General features: G+C 68.9%; 19 protein-coding genes. 18 read left to right on the forward strand and 1 reads right to left on the reverse strand.

Translation table 11 applies throughout. The annotated features are described in order from the left end of the window. Positions 1-12: 12 nt before the first annotated feature. Positions 13-567 carry an SRPBCC family protein gene (locus PHN62_RS01710; RefSeq protein WP_300145409.1) on the reverse strand — a complete coding sequence of 185 codons (555 nt, stop codon included), beginning with the start codon at positions 565-567 and terminating at the stop codon, positions 13-15. Positions 568-791: 224 nt separating this feature from the next. Between PHN62_RS01710 and PHN62_RS01715 the strand changes: the two genes are divergently transcribed. The 18 genes from PHN62_RS01715 (at position 792) to PHN62_RS01800 (ending at position 17,823) form a co-directional block, all read left to right on the forward strand. After that, the gene (locus tag PHN62_RS01715; protein ID WP_300145411.1) at positions 792-2,003 is read left to right on the forward strand and encodes an ABC transporter substrate-binding protein; all 1,212 of its coding nucleotides are present in this window, start codon (positions 792-794) and stop codon (positions 2,001-2,003) included. Positions 2,004-2,059: 56 nt separating this feature from the next. Next, entirely contained in the window at positions 2,060-3,004 is a 945-nt protein-coding gene (locus tag PHN62_RS01720; protein WP_300145946.1) for a YVTN family beta-propeller repeat protein, read from the forward strand. A 51-nt stretch (positions 3,005-3,055) separates the two neighbouring features. After that, positions 3,056-3,505, forward strand: coding sequence for a hypothetical protein (locus PHN62_RS01725; protein ID WP_300145414.1), 450 nt, complete (start codon positions 3,056-3,058; stop codon positions 3,503-3,505). Positions 3,506-3,568: 63 nt separating this feature from the next. Next, positions 3,569-3,829, forward strand: a complete 261-nt coding sequence (locus PHN62_RS01730; protein WP_300145417.1) for a PepSY domain-containing protein — start codon at positions 3,569-3,571, stop codon at positions 3,827-3,829. Then, the gene (locus PHN62_RS01735; RefSeq protein ID WP_300145419.1) at positions 3,826-4,578 is read left to right on the forward strand and encodes an ATP-binding cassette domain-containing protein; all 753 of its coding nucleotides are present in this window, start codon (positions 3,826-3,828) and stop codon (positions 4,576-4,578) included. Before PHN62_RS01730 ends, PHN62_RS01735 begins: the two co-directional genes overlap by 4 nt. Continuing rightward, positions 4,575-5,372: an ABC transporter permease gene (locus PHN62_RS01740; RefSeq protein WP_300145421.1), complete on the forward strand. Its 798-nt coding sequence runs from the start codon at positions 4,575-4,577 to the stop codon at positions 5,370-5,372. Before PHN62_RS01735 ends, PHN62_RS01740 begins: the two co-directional genes overlap by 4 nt. A 28-nt stretch (positions 5,373-5,400) precedes the next feature. Then, entirely contained in the window at positions 5,401-6,006 is a 606-nt protein-coding gene (locus PHN62_RS01745; protein WP_300145423.1) for a hypothetical protein, read from the forward strand. Between the two features lie 173 nt (positions 6,007-6,179). Then, a complete protein-coding gene (locus PHN62_RS01750) occupies positions 6,180-6,872 on the forward strand; it encodes a response regulator transcription factor (RefSeq protein WP_300145425.1) in 693 nt (230 codons plus the stop codon). Positions 6,873-6,883: 11 nt separating this feature from the next. After that, a complete protein-coding gene (locus PHN62_RS01755; RefSeq protein WP_300145428.1) occupies positions 6,884-8,155 on the forward strand; it encodes an FIST N-terminal domain-containing protein in 1,272 nt (423 codons plus the stop codon). After that, complete coding sequence (locus PHN62_RS01760; RefSeq protein WP_300145431.1) at positions 8,136-9,563, forward strand: hybrid sensor histidine kinase/response regulator; 1,428 nt, start codon at positions 8,136-8,138, stop codon at positions 9,561-9,563. The genes PHN62_RS01755 and PHN62_RS01760 overlap by 20 nt, the downstream gene beginning before the upstream one ends. Next, positions 9,560-11,161 carry a HAMP domain-containing sensor histidine kinase gene (locus PHN62_RS01765; protein ID WP_300145435.1) on the forward strand — a complete coding sequence of 534 codons (1,602 nt, stop codon included), beginning with the start codon at positions 9,560-9,562 and terminating at the stop codon, positions 11,159-11,161. Before PHN62_RS01760 ends, PHN62_RS01765 begins: the two co-directional genes overlap by 4 nt. After that, positions 11,158-11,856, forward strand: a complete 699-nt coding sequence (locus PHN62_RS01770) for a response regulator transcription factor (protein ID WP_300145438.1) — start codon at positions 11,158-11,160, stop codon at positions 11,854-11,856. The genes PHN62_RS01765 and PHN62_RS01770 overlap by 4 nt, the downstream gene beginning before the upstream one ends. Beyond that, positions 11,853-12,566 carry a hypothetical protein gene (locus PHN62_RS01775; protein ID WP_300145441.1) on the forward strand — a complete coding sequence of 238 codons (714 nt, stop codon included), beginning with the start codon at positions 11,853-11,855 and terminating at the stop codon, positions 12,564-12,566. Before PHN62_RS01770 ends, PHN62_RS01775 begins: the two co-directional genes overlap by 4 nt. Continuing rightward, positions 12,566-12,913 carry a hypothetical protein gene (locus PHN62_RS01780; RefSeq protein WP_300145445.1) on the forward strand — a complete coding sequence of 116 codons (348 nt, stop codon included), beginning with the start codon at positions 12,566-12,568 and terminating at the stop codon, positions 12,911-12,913. Before PHN62_RS01775 ends, PHN62_RS01780 begins: the two co-directional genes overlap by 1 nt. Positions 12,914-13,020: 107 nt before the next feature. Next, a complete protein-coding gene (gene gfa / locus PHN62_RS01785; protein ID WP_300145448.1) occupies positions 13,021-13,602 on the forward strand; it encodes an S-(hydroxymethyl)glutathione synthase in 582 nt (193 codons plus the stop codon). A gap of 211 nt (positions 13,603-13,813) precedes the next feature. Beyond that, positions 13,814-14,944, forward strand: coding sequence for an S-(hydroxymethyl)glutathione dehydrogenase/class III alcohol dehydrogenase (locus PHN62_RS01790; RefSeq protein ID WP_300145451.1), 1,131 nt, complete (start codon positions 13,814-13,816; stop codon positions 14,942-14,944). Continuing rightward, positions 14,944-15,783, forward strand: a complete 840-nt coding sequence (fghA, locus tag PHN62_RS01795) for an S-formylglutathione hydrolase (protein WP_300145454.1) — start codon at positions 14,944-14,946, stop codon at positions 15,781-15,783. Before PHN62_RS01790 ends, fghA begins: the two co-directional genes overlap by 1 nt. Positions 15,784-15,990: 207 nt before the next feature. Continuing rightward, positions 15,991-17,823, forward strand: coding sequence for a methanol/ethanol family PQQ-dependent dehydrogenase (locus PHN62_RS01800; RefSeq protein ID WP_300145456.1), 1,833 nt, complete (start codon positions 15,991-15,993; stop codon positions 17,821-17,823). The last annotated feature ends 109 nt before the right edge of the window (positions 17,824-17,932 follow it).

The raw sequence follows: 17,932 nt of genomic DNA on the forward strand, positions 1-17,932 counted from the left end.
CAAGGAAGCGGATCAGCCGCCTTCTCCGGCGCCGAAGCGTTCGGCGAGATTGTCCAGTCCGGCGCGATAGAGGTCGTTCACGGCCTTGATCGCGGCTTCGTCGGTCAACTCCGGAGGCGGGTTGTTGTTCGGATGTCCGCGATAGAAGGCGCCGCTCCAGGTCACGAGGGCCTTGCCCTCGCGGTCCTCGACCTTCAGCGTCGAGGAGTAGTTCGTCACCGGCAGGATCGTGACGTCGTCCTTCGAGATGCGGTAGGAGTAGCTGCGCTTGTCGGCGTCGTATTTGGTCAGCTCCTCGAGGAGCTGCGGGCCGTCGGCGGCGCCGAGGGTCAGGGTGCGCCGGCCCTTGATCTCGTTGCCCTGGGGGGCCTCGGTGGAGAAGACGGCGGGATGCCAGCTCATGTCCCCGAACTGGCCGACGGCCGCCCAGACCTCATCCGGAGAGGCGTTCAGCAGCGCCTCCTGAGACGTCTTCTGACGCGAGGGTCCATGGGCCTCGGCGGCGCTGGCCAGCAGCGACAGGCCGAGGCCCAGTCCAAGCACGGCGGCGGTGAGGGGGTGGCGCATGTTCGAAAATCCTCCCAAGGGGCGTTTCTTCGCAGATCGGGAAACGCTTCGCGTCGCCATTATCCGCCGCTTAAATTCTTGAGAACAATCCCACTTTGGTGGATTTCAAACAAAAGTATGAGTCTTGATGATTTCATTGTCTTATTCAATTCTTAATAAAAAAAAGCTGTTGCCTAATCTTCTGGAGGCCTCCCCAATGCGCGAAAAGGCTTTGGGAGGAGTTCATGAATTTCGCCGCGACCGCCGCGCGCGCGCCTTCGCTCGCCGTCCTTCTGGCGCTGGCTCCGGCCTCGACGGCCTCGGCCCAAGCCCCCGCGCCGGAGCCCGTCGAGATCCGCGCCGCCGTGCTGCGCGTGGATTCCCCCGGTCCGGCGCCGATCTCGCGGCTGGATCTGCCTCCGGCGGATCTGGGGCTCGCGGGGGCGAAGCTCGCCACCGCCGACAACGCCACCACGGGCCGCTTCATGGGCCAGAGCTTCGCCCTCACGGAGGCCGTCGCCAGCCCCGAGACCGTCGAAGCCGAAATGGCGAAGCTGCTGGAGGCCGGAATCCCCTTCATCGTGGTGCTGGCCGACGCCGAAACCACCGCGAAGCTCGCCGATCAGGCGGGAGAGGCGGCCCTGATCTTCAACGCCGGAGCCACCGACGACTCCCTGCGCGCCGGGCTTTGCCGCGCCAATCTGCTCCACACCGCCCCCAGCGACGCCATGCTGGCCGACGCTCTGGCGCAATTCCTCATCTGGAAGCGCTGGGACGACTGGCTGCTGGTCTCGGGGAGCCACCCCGAGGACAAGGCCCTCGCGGAGGCCTATCGGCGCGCGGCGAAGAAGTTCGGCGCCCGCATCGTCGAGGAGCGGACCTTCGAGGACGCCGGAGGCGCCCGCCGCACCGACAGCGGACATGCGCAGATTCAGGCGCAGCTTCCGGTCTTCATGCAGGGCGCGAAGGCTCACGAGGTGGTGGTCGCCGCCGACCGCGCCGACGTCTTCGCCTCCTGGCTGCCCTATCACACCTGGGAGCCGCGTCTGGTGACGGGCTCGGCGGGGCTGCGTCCCGTGAGCTGGCATCCGGCCCACGAAGCCTGGGGCGCCACCCAGTGGCAGACCCGCTTCGAGCGGCAATCCGCCCGTCCCGCCCGTCCGGAGGATTATCAGGCCTGGGCGGCTCTGCGGGCGGTGGGCGAAGCGGCCTCGCGGACGAAATCCGGCGATTTCGCCACGCTCTCGGCCTATGTCCGGGGCGATCAGCTCCAGCTCGCCGCCTTCAAGGGGCAGGCCCTGAGCTTCCGCCCCTGGGACGGACAATTGCGTCAGCCGATCCTGCTGGCCTCCGGCCCCGTGACGGCCTCCGTCTCGCCGCAGGAGCAGTTTCTCCATCAGGTCTCGCAGCTCGACAGCCTGGGGATCGACCGGCCGGAAACCGCCTGCAAGTTCTGAACGCAACGACAAGACCACAGGGAGGACGTCCAGTGAACCGAGTCTTCGCCGCGCTCATGGCTTCGGCCGCGCTCTTCGCCACCCCCGCCGACGCCTCGAAGATCTTCGTCAGCAACGAGAAGGGCAACACCATCACCGTCCTCGACGGGACGAGCTTCGAGGTCATCCACACCTTCAACGGCGGGCAGCGTCCGCGCGGGATCACCGCCTCTCCCGACGGCAAGACCCTCTACATCTGCGCCTCGGACGACAACCTCGTGCGGGTCTTCGACACCGAGACCTACGAGGAGCTTCCCTCCCTGCCCTCGGGCCCCGATCCCGAGCTCTTCGTGCTGCATCCTTCGGGGAATCCGCTGTTCATCGCCAATGAGGACGACAACATCGTCACGGTGGTGGACGTCCATACGCGGCAGGTGCTCGCCGAGATCCCCGTGGGCGTCGAGCCCGAAGGCATGGGCGTCTCGCCGGACGGCAAGGTGGTGGTCAACACCTCCGAGACCACCAACATGGCCCACATGATCGACACCGAGACCTTCGAGATCTTCGCCAACACCCTGGTGGATTCGCGTCCCCGCTTCGCGCAGTTCTCGCCGGAGGGCGGCAAGCTCTTCGTGACCTCGGAGATCGGCGGCACGGTCTCGGTGCTGGATCCGGCCGACAACTACGAGATCGCGCACAAGATCGAATTCGCCGTCCCCGGCGTGCTGCCCGAGGCGCTCCAGCCGGTCGGCCTGCGCGTCACCGCGGACGGCAAGAAGGCCTATGTGGCGCTCGGCCCGGCGAATCGCGTCGCGGTGGTCGACGCCGAGACCTACGCCGTGAAGGATTACCTCCTCGTCGGGCAGCGCGTCTGGCAGCTGGCCTTCTCGGCGGACGGGAAGCATCTCTTCACCACCAACGGCAACTCCAACGACGTGTCGGTCATCGAGGTCGCGACGGACAAGGTGCTCAAGTCCGTTCAGGTGGGCGAACAGCCCTGGGGCGTCGTGGCCGTCCCCTGACCCCCGGTCCCGAGCCCCGAACTTCAAATCAGAAACTCGAGAGGAAACGTGATGAAGAAGACTCTGGCCGCCGCCGTGCTGGCGGGCGCTTTCGCCTTCGGGATCGGCGCCGAGAGCGCTCGGGCGCAACTCGGCTTCGCGGGACTGCTCTCGCGCACCAACCGCGAGGATCTGCCCGACATCACCCTGGCCTCCGGCAAGCCAGTCGCCGCCGAGACCTATAATCTCATCTCGGGCAAGTATTACCGGGTCAAGCTCGTCGCCGACGGCTCGGCGGAGCTGGCGCTCTCGGGCGGCGACTTCTTCCGCGCCATCTGGATCAACGAGATCGTCATCAACAAGATCGAGATCCGCCCCATGGGCGTCCACTCCATCGAGTTCGACGCGGCGGGCGAGGCCCTGATCTCCTTCGTGGCGGTGGTGCCGGGCACCTATCACCTGAGCATCCCCGGATCCTCGGGCGAGAGCCAGCGCGCCACCTTCGTCATCACCGGCCAGTGATTCTCCAGATTCTTGCGCCGCTTCGCCATCGGGGCTGAGCGGGTTTTCGGGAAGGAAGTCTCCATGAAGAAGCTTTTCGCCGCCTTCGGAGCCGCGGGGCTCCTGTTCGTCGCCGCGCCCGCCCTGGCCGACGACGATCCCACCGCCGAGCAGATCGCCCGCATCACGGCGGTTCTCGCCGCCCAGGATTGCGACGTCGATCCCGACGAGATCGACGTCGAGGACAACGGCGGATTCGACGTGGACGACGTCGCCTGTCGCGACGGCCAGTATGACGTGAAGCTGGACAAGGACTTCAACGTCATCGGCATGCGCAAGGAGTGAGCCTGACCGCTCCCCGGCCCGATTCCGGCTCCCCCGCCCTGAGGGTCGAGGGAGTCGGCCACAGCTTCGGCCGTTTCCAGGCGCTGAAGAACGTGAGCTTCGCGGTCCCCCGCGGAGCTTTCGCCGCTCTGCTCGGCGCGAACGGCGCGGGCAAGACCACGCTCTTCTCGGTCATCACCCGGCTCTACGACAGCCGGAGCGGCCTGATCGAAGCCGCGGGCCATGATCTGCGCCGCCAGTCGGGCGAGGCCCTCGCGCGGATGGGGGTGGTCTTCCAGAGCCGGGCGCTGGATCTCGATCTGACCTTGCGGCAGAATCTGACCTATCACGCCGCCCTGCACGGAATCTCCGGGCGCAGGGCGCGGGCGCGCATCGAAGAGGTCGCGGCGATGGTCGGACTCGAGGAGAAGATGGAGGCGCGGGCGGCGGCCCTGTCGGGCGGCCAGCAGCGCCGCGCCGAGATCGGGCGCGCGCTGCTCCACAAGCCGGAGCTCCTGCTCCTCGACGAGGCGGCGGCGGGGCTCGACGTGCGGGCGCGGGCCGAAGTGCTGGCTCTGGTGCGCGGCCTCATCGCGCGCGAAGGCGTCTCGACGCTCTGGGCCACCCATAATTTCGACGAGATCGAACCGGAGGACCGCGTGATCCTGCTGCACAAGGGCGAGGTTCTCGCGCAAGGCCGCGCGGCGGAGCTCGCCGGAGACCAGACCCTGACGGAAGCCTTCCTCGCGCTGACGGGCGGCGCCTCGTGAGGCCCGGATGGTTCGCGGCCTTCCGCGGAATCCTCTGGCGCGAGGGCCTGCGGTTCCTGCGTCAGAAGGGGCGCTTTCTGGCGGCTCTGGTGCGGCCTCTGGTGTGGCTGTTCATCTTCGCGGCGGGGTTCCGCTCGGTGCTGGGGCTCTCGATCATCCCGCCCTACCAGACCTACGTGCTTTATGACACCTACGTCGCGCCGGGGCTCTGCGCGATGATCCTGCTGTTCAGCGGGATGCAATCCTCGCTCTCGATGGTCTACGACCGCGAGACCGGCGCCATGCGGACCCTGCTCGTCAGCCCCTATCCGCGCTGGTTCCTGCTGGGCTCGAAGCTGGCGGCGAGCGTGATGGTCTCCTGTCTTCAGGTCTACGCCTTCCTCTTCATCGCCTGGCTCTGGCGGGTGGAGCCGCCGCTCTGGGGCTATGTGGCGGTGCTGCCCGCGCTGATCCTCTCGGGGCTGATGCTGGGGGCTCTGGGGCTCTTCATCTCCTCGACGATCCGGCAGCTGGAGAACTTCGCGGGCGTGATGAACTTCGTCATCTTCCCGATGTTCTTCGCCTCCAGCGCGCTTTACCCGCTCTGGCGGATCCGCGAATCGAGCCCGCTGCTGCATCTGATCTGTCAGTGGAACCCCTTCACCCATGCGGTGGAGTTGATCCGTTTCGCGCTCTATTGCAGATTCGACCTGAAGTCCTTTCTGGCGGTGGCGGGATGCGCCATGGCGTTCTTCGCCCTGACCGTCGTGATGTACGATCCCGCCAGAGGGCTCTGGCGCAAACGCGGCGCCTGAAGCCCGCGCAGGATGGAGGAGACCCGGCATGTTCAGGATTGCGCTGCTCGCCGCGACGGCGGCTCTGGTCTGCGGCCTCGGGAGCGCGCAGGCGGCGGGGCCCCTCGATCCGGACTGGCCCTGCATCCAGAGGCGCGTGCCGCAGATCACGCTCGGGCAGGTCTGGAGCGGCCCCGCGCCCGACGAAGCCATGGAGGCCCGCGCCCGCGAGGCGAAGATCCAGGATCTCGCCGCGCGGCTCGCCCAGCGCCGCACGCCCCTGCCCGAAGCCGAGGCGCTGATCGCCGCCTTCGCCGCAGAGGCCCCCCCCGAAGACGTCGCCGCCCTTTATCTCGCGGTCTTCGAGCGGATCAACGCCGCGCGCAGCCGCGTCATGAGCGGCATCACGCGCTACGCCCACAAGCAGGCCGCCATGGACAGGACCATCGAGGATCTGCGCGCCCGATTCGAGAAGCTGAACGCCGCCGATCCGCCCGATTTCGACGCCCTCGACGCCGCCGAGAAGGAGCTCGACTGGTCCACCCGCATCTTCCAGGACCGTCAGCAATCCCTGACCTACGTCTGCGAGACGCCGGTGATTCTGGAGCAGCGCGCCTTCGCCCTCGGAAGGGCGGCCCGCGCGCATCTGCCCTGAACCGGCCCCGCTCCCGAGCTTCGCCGAACTCCGCCCGACGCCCCTCCGCGCCGGGATTTCTCCGGAAAACGGCCCTTCGCGCAAAGTTTGATATGTCTTTCGCAGGATTTGGTCTTAAACTTCTCTCAAGAAGCCCAGCGGACCCAGAGACCGCAGGCGACAGGGAGGACGACATGGACACCCCCATCTCGGGCGAGGAGATCGCGCGCCGGGCCAGGATCGCATCCGTGCGGGACCTGCTCATCGTCGACGACCATCCGCTGATCTGCGACGCGCTCGCCTTCACGCTCAAGCGCGCCTTCGACCTGAAGCGCGTGCGCACCGTCTCCAGCCTCGCGGCGGCCAAGGAGAGCCTCGCGCAGGACGGGCCGCCCGACGCCGTGGCGCTGGACCTCAATCTGCCCGACGCCGAAGGGCTCGAAGGCGTGATGAGCCTGCGCCGGCTCGCCGAGGACGCGCCGCTCACGGTCATCTCCTCGACCCTCGACCCGCAGCTTGTCGAGGGCGTCATCGGCGCCGGAGCCCGCGGCTACGTGCTCAAGACCCTGGAGCGCAAGGAGATGGTCGCCGCCTTCTCGCGCATGTGGGCCGGAGACGTCGTGCTGCCCGAAGGCTGCGAAGCCGCCGGAGCCGGAGAAGAGGACGCCGCAGCCCTCGCCCGCGATTTCGCCACCCTCACGCCCCAACAGTTCAAGATCCTGCGGCTGATCTGCGAGGGAAGGCCCAACAAGCTCATCTCCTACGAGCTCTCCATCGCCGAGGCGACGGTCAAGACGCATATCGCGGCGATCATGTCCAAGATCCGCGTCCGCAACCGCACGCAGGTGGCCTTCCTCGCCAATCGCGCGCGCATCTTCTCGCGCTGAGACCGCCCCGCATGAAGACCCGCGTGATGGAGCCGGGCGAAGCCGCATCCCGGCGCAAGCCCGCCGCAAGGCCCGAAGCCCGACCGGAAGCCCTCTCTCCCGGCGCGGCTCCTCGGGCGGCGCGCGGAGATCCTCACGCGGCGGGCGCCAGGGGCGCGCCCGAAGAGGTCGCCGCGGCCCTCGCCGAGGCCTTCGCCGGACTGGATCCGGCGGCCATCATGATCTTCGCCTCGGAAGGCGAAACCCTGGCCCCCGTCTCGGCGCTGCTGGCCGAGGCCTTCGGCGCCGGATGCCGCATCCTCGGCTGCTCGACGGCGGGCGAATTCGCCTTCGGACGCCCCGGAGGCGGAGGCGTGGCGGCGGTGGCCTTCCCGCGCAGCCATTTCCGGATCCGGCCGGTCTGGCTGCGCGACCTGCGCCGCTCCAGCGCGCTCGACTGGATGGGCGCGCTGCGGCGCGCCGCCGAGGAGATCGCCGCCGAAGCTCCCGACTGGACGCGCTTCGGGGTGCTGCTCATCGACGGGCTCAGCCAGCGCGAGGAGCTGGTCAGCGCCATGGCCGACGCCGCCCTGCCCGGCCTGCTGACGCTCGGGGGCTCGGCGGGAGACGGCCTGCGCTTCGAAAGCGCCTGGGTGGCGCTCGACGGCGAGGTCCGGCAGGACAGCGCCGTCTTCTGCCTCATGGCCGCCGACTTCCACGTCCAGGAGGTGGTCTTCGACCATATCCTCCCGACCGAAACCCGGCTGGTGGTCACCGACGCCCGGCCCGAAGACCGGCTCATCCTCGAGATCAACGCCGAGCCCGCCGTCCAGGAATACGCCCGGCTGATCGGGCTGGATCCCGCCGAACTCGGGCCCAGCGCCTTCGCCGAGAATCCGCTTCTGGCGCGCATCGGCGGACGGAACTTCGTGCGCGCCATCAGCGAGGTCGCCGAAGGCGGCGCCCTGCGGCTGATGTCCTCGGTGGAGACGGGCATGGTCATGACCCTCGGGCGGGCCGAGAACCTCACCGACGGCCTGGAGGACCGGCTCGCGCTGCTGGAGGCCGAACCCGCCCTCGTGCTGGGCTTCGACTGCATCCTGCGGCGCATCGCGCTGGAGCGCGCCGGGCTGGAGGAGACCGCAGGACGCATCTTCCGCCGCCACAGGGTGGCGGGCTTCAACACCTATGGCGAGCAGCATGGCGGCATGCATGTGAACCAGACCTTCGTCGGACTGGCCTTCATGGCCCGCCCCGACAGGTCGGCGACGGAGAGCGCGGAAGATGCCCCCCTGGACGATTGAGGAGACGCAGGAGGATCCGGCCCGCGCCCTCGCCAAGATGAAGCGCATCAACGAGGCGCTCATCCGCCGCATCGACCAGCTGGAGCAGACGCGCAGCTCCGCCTACGCCCTGAGCCAGGCGGCGGCCATGCTGGAGAAGGAGGTCATGGCGCGCAACCTCGATCTGGAGCGCACCCTCGCCCAGCTCAGCTCGGCCAATCACGAGCTGGCCATGGCCCGCGAGGCCGCCGACGAGGCCAACCGCGCCAAATCGCGCTTCCTGCGCGCGGCCAGCCATGACCTGCTCCAGCCGATGAGCGCGGCCAAGCTCTTCCTCTCGCATCTGAGCGAGGCGGCGCCCGCGCCGCTGCAACAGGATCTGATCGGGCGCATCGCCGACAATTTCGAATCCGCCGAGGAGCTGATCCATACGCTGCTCGAAATCGCCCAGCTCGATTCCCGCAAGCTGGAGATCAACGTCGGGCCGGTCGCGCTGGGACGGCTCTTCCAGAGGCTTTCGACCGATCTCCAGGCCCAGGCCGAGGCGCGCGGACTGAAGCTGCGTTTCGTGCCCTCCTCGCGGGTGGTGCTGAGCGACCCGGCCTATCTGCGGCGGATCGCGGTGAATCTCGTCTCCAATGCGCTGAAATACACCGACGCGGGCCGGGTGATCGTCGGCGTGCGCCGCGCCGCGACTCCCGCCGAGGACGAGGAGGGAGACGGCGATTCCGTCTGGCTGGAGGTCCATGACACCGGGCCGGGCATCGCTCCCGAAGACCGCGAACGCGTCTTCAACGAATTCGAGCGGCTGTCGCGCGCCGATCAGCCCGGAACGGGGCTGGGGCTCTCCATCGTGCGGCGGGCCTGCCTCCAGCTCGGGCATGATCTGGAATTGCACAGCGCGGTGGGACGCGGCTCGCTCTTCCGGGTGCGTCTGCCTCTGGCGCCCGAGGGGCTCGTCTCCTCGCCGCAGAGCCGCCCCCTCCCCGCCTCCGCCGCGCCGCCGGAGCCCGCCGAAAGCTTCGCCGAGAGCTTCGCCGGAGGCGTCGCGCTGGTGGTGGAGAACGATCCGGCCATGCGTCATGCTCTGGCCCTCTCGCTGGAGGGGCTCGGCTTCAAGGTCTTCGCGGGCTCGGGCGCGCGGGCGGCGGTGGCGGCCATCCGGCGGATCGGGCTGAGGCCCGATCTTCTGCTCAGCGATTACCGCCTCGATCACGGCGAGACCGGCGCAAAGGCCATCCTGGAGATCCGCGCCGCCTTCCGCAGCCCGATCCCCGCGCTTCTGCTCAGCGGCGAGCGGCTGGAGGAGATCCGCGCCGAAGCGCCCGAACTCCCCGGCGACGTGGGATTCCTCGCCAAGCCCTTCGCCGAAGCCGATCTGCGCGCCCGGCTGCGGCGTCTGGCGGCGCCGCCCGGAGGCGCGGCGTGAGGCTCAGGCCGCCCGGCCTGCGGCTGAGGCTGAGTCTCGGGGCGACGGCTCTGGCGGCTCTGGCGGTCTTCGCGGCGGGGCTGGCGGTGCGGGGGCTGGCGCGCACGGAATCCCTCGCGGGCGAGGCCATCGCCGCTCAACACCGCATCGAGAGTCTGAGCAGCCTCTCGGCCCGGGTGAACGAGTGGGCCTTGCGGCGGGTGTCGGGCGTCTCGGAGGGGGCTCAGGAAGGCGCGGAGGATTTCGCCGTCGCGGCCACCTTCGCCCTGCTCGACGTCCTCCTCGACGAGGACGTCCAGGCCGCGCCCGACGCCGCCGAGCGTCTGCGCCGCGAGGGCCGCAAGATCGACCTCGCCCGGCTGCGCGGCCATTTCTCGCTTCTTGAGCGGCAATTGCGGCTCGCCGACGGAGATCCGGCCGCCAGCATGGCGGCTCTGAACCAGCATTCGCTTCAGGCGGATCCGCTGATCGCCGCCCGCATCCAGCAGGACGCCCGACGCCGGGACCGCGCCCTCGGCGACATGGAGGCCCTCAGGCTGCGGCTGCGGCGTCTGGCGCTGATTCTGGCGGCGGCGGCTCCCCTGACTCTGCTCGCGCTGCATCTGCTGCTGGTGCGTCCGCTGGGGCGCAGGCTCGCAGGCGCGGCGCGGGCGGCCGAAGGGCTCAGCCTGGCGCCCCCCGAGGGCGCGGGCGGCCATGACGAACTCGGCCTCCTCTTCGCGCGGATCCGCCAGATGCGGGCGCGTCTGGATCGCCGACAGGCGCGGCTCGCCGCCGACCGCGAGCGGCTGGAGGCCATCGTGGAGGAGCGCGGCTCCGCGCTTCGGGCGGCCAACCAGCGCCTCGAACGCGTCGACGCCGAGCGGCGCCGCTTCTTCGCCGACGTCGGCCATGAGCTGCGCACGCCTCTGACGGTGATTCTCGGCGAGGCCGAGCTTGGCCTGCGCGATCCCGATCCGCTGCGGCGCGAGAGCTTCGGCGCGATCCGCAGCCGGGCCTTGCGGCTCTATCGGCGCATCGAGGATCTGCTGCGCATCGCGCGCTCGGAGAGCGGGCGGCTGGACCTCGAGCGCGCCCCGACCGATCTCGGCGAGGCGCTGGCTCAGGCCGCCGAAGACGCCGCGCCCCTGCTGAAACGCGCAGGCGTGGGCTTGCGTCGGGAGGCTCCGGAGGGTTTGATCGTGGAGGGCGACGCGGATTGGCTGCGTCAGGTCTTCGCGGGCGTCTTCGAGAACGCCGCCAAATACGCCGGACGCGGCGCGGTCGTCACGATCTCGGGCCGTCGCGAGGGGGGGTCGGCTCTGGTCGAGATCCGCGACGACGGGCCGGGCCTGCCGCCGGAGCTTCTGGCGCGGGCCTTCGCGCGCTTCGAGCGGGCCGAACCCGAGGAAGGCCCCCCGAGGGGCGGCTTCGGGGTGGGGCTGGCTCTGGCGCGCTGGGTGACGGAGGCCCATGGCGGTTCGGTGGAGGGGTTCAGTCCGGCGGCTCCGGAGGGTCGGGGCCTGGGGCTGCGCTTCCTCCTGCCGCTCGCGGAGCGGAGGCCGGACCTGAACGCGGGCCCTGATCGGGGCCCGAATCTGGAGGAGGAGCGCGCATGACCCGGATCCTGATCGTCGAGGACGACGCCGACATCGCCTCCCTGCTGCGGCGAGGCTTCGCGGCGGAGGGCTACGACTCCGCCTGGGAGCAGGGATCCGCCGAGGCCCTCGCGCGGCTGAAGGCCGAAAGATTCGACGCCGCCGTGGTGGACATGATGCTCGGCGAGGAGAGCGGCGCCGATCTTCTGGCCGAGATGCGCCTGCGCGGCCACATGATGCCCGCCCTCGTGCTGAGCGCCCTCTCGCGGGTCGAGGACCGCGCCCAGGGGCTTCAGGCGGGGGCTCAGGACTATGTGGTCAAGCCCTTCCAGCTCAGCGAGCTGCTCGCGCGGCTGAGGGTGCAGCTTCTGCGGGCCGCGCCGAAGGTCGAATCCTTGCGCCTCGGGGATCTGCGCTACGATCCGGAGACGCGGACCGTCTCGGGCGGGGCCGGCGGACGCAAGGCCGCGCTCACCGAACGCGAAGGCGAGCTGCTGGCCTGGCTGATCGCCAACGCCGGAAAGCTGCTGACCCGCGCCGAGATCTTCGCGGCGCTCTGGTCGCCGCACGGCGGCGCGACGGAGAACGTGGTGGACGTCTATCTGGGATATCTGCGGCGCAAGCTGGCGCCGCTTTCCGATTACGGCCTCGCGCTGCGCACCCTGCGCGGACGAGGCTTCATGCTCACGCGCGACGACGAGGAGGAGGAGACGTGAAGCTCTCCCCGCAGATCAAGATGAAGACGATGATGTTCGCGGCGCTTCTGGCGCTGGGCGGCGGCGCCCTCCTGACGGCGCCTCAGGCGCAGGCGGGGCCCCTGTCGGACCTGCTGCTCGGCGAGAAGGCGCCCGAGAGCCCCCATCCGGGGCTCTGGCGCCATGAGCGCGTCACGCCCGCGCCGAAGCCCCGCGCGGGCCAGGGTCCGGAGATCGAGCCCCCCGCGCCCCTGCCGCCGCTCGACGAGCTCCTGCGCCTCTCCGCCGGGACCGACGCCGAAGGCCGCGCGCGCTTCATCCTCGCGCGCGAACCCGTCGAGGGGCGTCCGGGCGTGGAGATCGCCGAATTCGCCGCGGGCTCCGCGGGGCCGATGGCGCTCTATTTCCTGGAATCCGTGGTGCGCTCCATGGCGGAGACCTCGGGAGGCAGCCCCTTCTACATCCGCAACCGGCTGCGCGAAGGCTTCGTGGCGGCGGACCTCGGCGAGGCTCTGGCGACGGCCGCCCCCGAAGGCGAGGTCCGGGCCCACCGCGTCGAGATCCGCCCCTTCGAGAAGGATCCCAACCGCCCGCGCATGGGCGAATTCGCGGATCTGCTGCTCGTCTTCACGATCACGCCGGAGGGTCGGCTCCTCAGCCTTTCCGCCGATACCCCCTCTGCGGAAGGGGGCTATCATGAGCGCCTCACCCTGACGCCGGAGGCTCCCTGATGCGCAGATTCGCCCTCCTTTCCGCCGCTCTGGCCGCTCTGGGCGCCTCGCCCGCCGGAGCGGTCGGGACGCTCAACGATTATCCCACCGAGGCGCGGGTCGAATACGTCTTCGGCTGCATGGCCGTGAACGGGCAGACTCCGGACGCCCTGCGCCGCTGCTCCTGCTCCGTCGACGTGATCGCCGAGATCCTGCCCTATGACGACTACGTCGCCGCCGAGACCGTGCTCGGCATGCGTCTGGCGGCGGGCGAGCGGGCGACGCTCTTCCGGGGGACGCCCGCCGCGACCCATCTGGCGGCGCCTCTGCGGCGGGCTCAGGCCGAGGCGGAGATCGTCTGTTTCTGAGCGCCCCATCGCCGGACTTCGTCCGGCCTTCCTCCCTTTGGCTGAATCGCCGCCCCTTCCGGCGCGGCTTATCCTCCGGGCGAAGTCTTGTTGGGGAGGAAATCCAGATGACCTACGAGAACGTGAAGATCCATCCGGCCGTGGACAGCGGCGTCAAGCCGGGGCTGGCCAATTTCGCGGGCGGCACCCTCGAGTGCAAATGCGCCACGGACAAGGTCCAGGTCCGCGTCGACGGCCAGACCGCCCACAACCACGTCTGCGGCTGCACGAAATGCTGGAAGCCGCAGGGCGCGGTCTTCTCGCAGGTCGCGGTCGTCGGCCGCGACAAGGTGACCGTCACCGCCAACGCGCAGAAGCTCAGCGTCGTCAACGCGGCGGCGCCGATCCAGCGCCACGCCTGCACCGGCTGCGGCGCCCACATGTACGGCCGCATCGAGAACACGTCCCATCCCTTCTACGGGCTGGACTTCGTGCACACCGAGCTGTCGCAGCAGGCGGGCTGGTCTCCGGCCGAGTTCGCGGCCTTCGTCTCCTCGGTGATCGAGTCGGGCGTGGATCCCTCGCGCATGGCGGGCATCCGCGGTCGCCTCAAGGAGCTGGGCCTCGAGCCCTATGACGCGCTCTCGCCGCCGCTGATGGACGCCATCGCCACCCACACCGCCAAGGCCTCGGGCGCCCTGCCCGCCTGATCCGGCGAAGCTCGCGGGCTTCGGGGCGGCCTTCGCGCCGCTCCGGAGCCCTCCCCTTTTTTCCGGGTCCGATCCGCGCAGCCCGCTCTTGCGGGAGCCCCCTCTCCTGTGAGAGGGAGCGGAGGCCTCGGGCCGAAGCCCGGCTCCGGGGGCGGCCTTCCTTTCATCCGTCCTGAAAAGATCCGATCAGAAGACCTCCAAGGAGAAGATCATGCGTACTCGCGCCGCCGTCGCCCTCGAAGCGGGCAAGCCTCTGGAAATCATGGAAGTCAACCTCGAAGGCCCCAAGGCCGGCGAGGTCCTGGTCGAGATCAAGGCCACCGGCATCTGCCACACCGACGACTTCACCCGTTCGGGCGCCGACCCGGAAGGCATCTTCCCCTGCATCCTCGGCCATGAGGGCGCGGGCGTGGTTCTGGAGGTCGGCCCCGGCGTGACCTCGCTGAAGCCGGGCGACCACGTGATTCCGCTCTATACGCCGGAATGCCGCGAATGCCCCTCCTGCCTGAGCCGCAAGACGAATCTCTGCACGGCGATCCGCGCCACCCAGGGCAAGGGCCTGATGCCCGACGGCACCACGCGCTTCTCGATGCTCGACGGCACCCCGATCTACCACTACATGGGCTGCTCGACCTTCGCGAACCACACGGTGCTCCCGGAGATCGCCCTCGCCAAGATCCGCGACGACGCGCCCTTCGAGAAGGTCTGCTACGTCGGCTGCGGCGTGACGACGGGCGTCGGCGCGGTGATCAACACGGCCAAGGTCGAGATCGGCGCCAAGGCGGTGGTCTTCGGGCTCGGCGGCATCGGCCTGAACGTGATCCAGGGCCTGAAGCTCGCGGGCGCGAACATGATCATCGGCGTCGACATCAACGACGACCGCAAGGCCTGGGGCGAACGCTTCGGCATGACCCACTTCGTCAACCCGACGAAGATCAAGGACGACATCGTCCAGCATCTCGTCAACATGACCAAGACGCCCTTCGACCAGATCGGCGGCGCGGACTACACCTTCGACTGCACCGGCAACGTCAAGGTGATGCGTCAGGCTCTGGAGGCCTGCCATCGCGGCTGGGGCCAGTCCATCGTGATCGGCGTGGCGCCGGCCGGCGCCGAGATCCAGACCCGTCCGTTCCAGCTGGTCACGGGCCGCGTCTGGAAGGGCTCGGCCTTCGGCGGCGCCCGCGGACGCACCGACGTGCCCGAGATCGTCGAGTGGTACATGGACGGCAAGATCCAGATCGATCCGATGATCACCCACATCCTCAAGCTCGAGGACATCAACAAGGGCTTCGACCTGATGCATACCGGCGAGAGCATCCGTTCGGTGGTGGTCTACTGATGAGCCTCAGGACCATTTCCAGGAACAGCGCCTTCGGCGGCGTGCAGGGCGTCTACGCCCACGCCTCCGAGGCCACCGGCGGCGAGATGATCTTCGCGGTCTATCTGCCGCCCGCCGCTCAGGCGGGGCCGGTTCCGGCGCTGTGGTATCTCTCGGGGCTGACCTGCACCCACGAGAACGCCATGACCAAGGCCGGAGCCCAGGCCTGGGCCGCCGAACAGGGGATCGCGCTGATCTTCCCCGACACCTCGCCGCGCGGCGAGGGCGTCGCGGACGACGCCGCCTATGATCTCGGCAAGGGCGCGGGCTTCTACGTGGACGCGACCGAAAGCCCCTGGGCGCCGCATTTCAACATGTGGACCTACATCGTCAGCGAGTTGCCCGAAGTGGTCTTCGCGAATTTCCCGCTCATCCGGGAGCTTCAGGGGATCACCGGGCATTCGATGGGCGGCCATGGCGCCCTGACCCTGGCGATGACCTTCCCCGAGGTCTACCGCTCGGTTTCGGCCTTCGCGCCCATCGCCCACCCCACCGCCTCCGACTGGGGACGCAAGCAGTTCACGGCCTATCTCGGCGCCGACGAAACGCTCTGGCGGCCCCATGATTCGACCCTGCTCATGCGCGAGAAGGGCTATCCGGGCGAGATCCTCATCGACCAGGGCGGCGCGGACCAGTTCCTCGACCTGCTCAAGCCGGAGGCTCTGGCCGAGGCGGCGGCGAAGCGGCGTCAGCCGATGACCTTCCGCATCCAGGCGGGTTACGACCACAGCTATTTCTTCGTCTCCAGCTTCATGGCCGATCATGTGCGCTGGCATGCGGAGAAGCTCGCCGCGCTCTGAGCGCGCCCGCGCAGATCAGACAGGGGCCGCGCCTTCCTTCATACTTTGGGGGGAAGCGCGGCCCTTCGCCTTGACGCGGGGGAATTTACGGATTCAAATAAGAAAAGAATAAGAAGTCGCATGGACAAGCCTCTCCGGAAGGCGGGCGGCTTCACAGGCAGGAACGCTCGCGCGACCCTTCGGCTCGCGCCTCTCGGAGGGAGATCCATGACCAGATCCGCCATGCGCGCCTTCAAGGCCGCATTCCTTGGAGCCACCATCGCCGGAACGTCCTTCTTCGGCCCCGCCCTCGCGAACGACGGCCTGCTGGCGCTCCAGGACGATCCCAAGCAGTGGACCATGCAGCTCGGCGATTACGCGGGCATCCGCTATTCCGAGCTCGAAGAGATCAACGCCGCGAACGTCAAGAACCTCCAGGTCGCCTGGACCTTCTCGACCGGCGTGCTGCGCGGCCATGAGGGCTCGCCGCTGGTGGTGGGCGACGTGATGTACGTCCACACGCCCTTCCCGAACATCGTCTACGCCCTCGACCTGAACGACGACGGCCGCATCCTCTGGCGCTACACGCCCCAGCAGAATCCGGAAGTCATCGGCGTGATGTGCTGCGACACCGTCTATCGCGGCCTCGCCTACGCCGACGGCGTGCTGTTCCTGCATCAGGCCGACACCACCCTCGTGGCCCTCGACGCCAAGACCGGCGACGTGAAATGGAGCGTCGTCAACGGCGATCCCGCCAAGGGCGAGACCAACACCACCACCGTTCTGCCGGTGAAGGACAAGGTCATCGTCGGCATCTCGGGCGGCGAATACGGCGTGCGCGGCCATGTGACCGCCTACAACGTCTCCGACGGCTCGATGGCCTGGCGCGCCTACTCCACCGGCCCCGACGACGAGATGCTCGTCGATCCCGAGAAGACCACCGTCCTCGGCAAGCCCATCGGCGCGAACTCCTCGCTGGAGAGCTGGGAAGGCGATCAGTGGAAGATCGGCGGCGGCACGACCTGGGGCTGGTTCACCTATGACCCCGAAGCCGACCTCGTCTATTACGGCACCGGCAACCCCTCGACCTGGAACCCCTCGCAGCGCCCCGGCGACAACAAGTGGTCCATGACCATCATGGCCCGCGATCCCGACACCGGCGTGGCGCGCTGGTTCTACCAGAAGACCCCCCATGACGAATGGGATTACGACGGCATCAACGAGAACCTGCTCGTCGATCAGGAGATCGACGGCGTCGAGCGCAAGCTGCTCGTCAACTTCGACCGCAACGGCTTCGGCTACACCCTCGACCGTCTGACGGGCGAACTGCTCGTGGCCGAGAAATATGATCCGGCGGTGAACTGGGCCACCCATGTCGACATGGACCCCGCCTCCGCCACCTACGGCCGTCCGCAGGTCGTGGCCGAATTCTCCACCGAGCAGAACGGCGAGGACGTGAACTCGACGGGCATCTGTCCGGCGGCGCTCGGCTCCAAGGACCAGCAGCCCACCACCTTCTCGCCCAGGACCGGCCTGTTCTACGTGCCGACCAACCACGTCTGCATGGATTACGAGCCCTTCCGCGTGAGCTACACCGCCGGACAGCCCTATGTCGGCGCGACCCTCGCGATGTATCCGGCCCCCGACAGCCACGGCGGCATGGGCAACTTCATCGCCTGGGACGCCACCGAGGGCAAGATCGTCTGGTCTCTGCCGGAGCGCTTCTCGGTCTGGTCGGGCGCGATGGCCACCGCCGGCGACATCGTGTTCTACGGCACCCTTGAAGGCTATCTGAAGGCCGTGGACGCCAAGACGGGCGAAGAGCTCTACCGCTTCAAGACCCCCTCGGGCATCATCGGCAACGTCATGACCTACGAGCACAAGGGCAAGCAGTACATCGGCGTGCTCTCGGGCGTCGGCGGCTGGGCGGGCATCGGCCTGGCGGCCGGTCTGACCAACGCCAACGACGGCCTCGGCGCCGTGGGCGGCTATGCGGCGCTCTCCGACTACACGGCGCTCGGCGGACAGCTCACCGTCTTCGCGCTGCCCGCCGCCAACTAACCCGACCTGCGGATCACGATCCCTGGCGCGACGCCGCCTCCGCAAGGAGGCGGCGTCCGCATTTGTGGGGGCTCCCGACCTTCGCGCGCCGAACGCCCCCCGAAAGGCT

Source organism: Neomegalonema sp. (assembly GCF_028688855.1).
GTDB lineage: Bacteria > Pseudomonadota > Alphaproteobacteria > Rhodobacterales > Rhodobacteraceae > Neomegalonema.